Genomic DNA, 1924 nt, shown 5'->3' with positions numbered 1-1924 from the left:
CCTACCAGTTTCAATCCCTCTTAGGTAGGCTAAAAACAACTTTTCCTAAAAGCATTCTAATTCCTCCTACCAGTTTCAATCCCTCTTAGGTAGGCTAAAAACGCTCCTAACCTTACAAAATTGTAAAGTTCAGGAGGGATGTTTCAATCCCTCTTAGGTAGGCTAAAAACCAGGCTTTTCAGCTCCTTTTAAAGCCCTCTCAGGCGAGGTTTCAATCCCTCTTAGGTAGGCTAAAAACAAGACAAGAGTCTTACTTTAAAAATATGCTAAAACGTGTTTCAATCCCTCTTAGGTAGGCTAAAAACGCTTCAGAAATGTTTTTTATAGGCACTCTATTTCTAAACAGTTTCAATCCCTCTTAGGTAGGCTAAAAACGAGAAATTTCTTATATTCCTATCAGTAAACATGCTAGAGTTTCAATCCCTCTTAGGTAGGCTAAAAACAAAAGCCTCTTTATCTAGAGAGAAGCTTGAAGAATGTTTCAATCCCTCTTAGGTAGGCTAAAAACTATATAGGTTAGGTTAGGGGTGGTGTTTTTGAGTATAGTTTCAATCCCTCTTAGGTAGGCTAAAAACCAGGCTTTTCAGCTCCTTTTAAAGCCCTCTCAGGCGAGGTTTCAATCCCTCTTAGGTAGGCTAAAAACTATATAGGTTAGGTTAGGGGTGGTGTTTTTGAGTATAGTTTCAATCCCTCTTAGGTAGGCTAAAAACGTAAATCATATCGAAGGACAACAATCTTTATTAGATATTGGTTTCAATCCCTCTTAGGTAGGCTAAAAACGAGGAATGGGTCCCATTGGGCGTGTTCTGGTCTGGCGACGTTTCAATCCCTCTTAGGTAGGCTAAAAACTTAGATTCCCCGAAAAAGAATTTCAAGAGAAATTAGAGTTTCAATCCCTCTTAGGTAGGCTAAAAACTAGTGCAGCGAAGGCCTTGCATGGTGCGGTACTGCAGGTTTCAATCCCTCTTAGGTAGGCTAAAAACGTCCCTCATATGGGACAGTATAACACTTGCAGAGAGTGTTTCAATCCCTCTTAGGTAGGCTAAAAACAGTTGGATAGACAGATACAAAATGATGAAATCTTGTTGTTTCAATCCCTCTTAGGTAGGCTAAAAACGGAGCAAGGGAGGTGGTTGTAGGTGAAGACTAGCATGAGTTTCAATCCCTCTTAGGTAGGCTAAAAACTGTTATAACCCACTTTCAATAAACCAAACGCTTTTCTGTGTTTCAATCCCTCTTAGGTAGGCTAAAAACGGAGGGATTGGTAAGTGATTGTGAAATGCTCTAAGTGCGTTTCAATCCCTCTTAGGTAGGCTAAAAACCATTCGAGTCCTCTGAATATGCCTTTTCAAGAGAGGATGTTTCAATCCCTCTTAGGTAGGCTAAAAACTGTAATACCTAACCTTGAGTACATGTTTTGCGTACGTTTCAATCCCTCTTAGGTAGGCTAAAAACCTAATTGAGGTAAAGAAGGTGGTGAAAGTCGCTTGAAATGTTTCAATCCCTCTTAGGTAGGCTAAAAACTTCATCCACTCATGAAAATAAAACTCAGATAAACTAACGTTTCAATCCCTCTTAGGTAGGCTAAAAACATTTTGTTGTTTAGCTAAGGCGCGCGATAGCGTGTTGGTTTCAATCCCTCTTAGGTAGGCTAAAAACGCAAAAGAAAAAGGAGTAAGTAAAATAGTAATAGGGTTTCAATCCCTCTTAGGTAGGCTAAAAACATTGTTACCGCAAAACCAAATTTGTGTAACAACATTGTTTCAATCCCTCTTAGGTAGGCTAAAAACCCATCCTTTAACCCTCCTCTTTCTCTTCATCTTCCCAGTTTCAATCCCTCTTAGGTAGGCTAAAAACATAGGACCACCCAAAGATTTAACCCCAGAAAGATCGTTTCAATCCCTCTTAGGTAGGCTAAAAACAA

Annotated in this window: 1 CRISPR repeat array. The window is 39.6% G+C overall.

The annotated features are described in order from the left end of the window. Nucleotides 1–7: 7 nt before the first annotated feature. Nucleotides 8–1922: direct repeats of the CRISPR family, unit length 30 nt; unit sequence GTTTCAATCCCTCTTAGGTAGGCTAAAAAC. Between the last annotated feature and the right edge of the window lie 2 nt (nucleotides 1923–1924).

This window comes from Caldanaerobacter subterraneus (assembly GCF_004345675.1).
In the GTDB taxonomy this organism is placed as follows: Bacteria; Bacillota; Thermoanaerobacteria; order Thermoanaerobacterales; family Thermoanaerobacteraceae; genus Thermoanaerobacter; species Thermoanaerobacter subterraneus.
The sequence above is the reverse complement of the archived record's forward strand: the minus strand, read 5'-3'. Positions and strand labels throughout refer to the sequence as shown.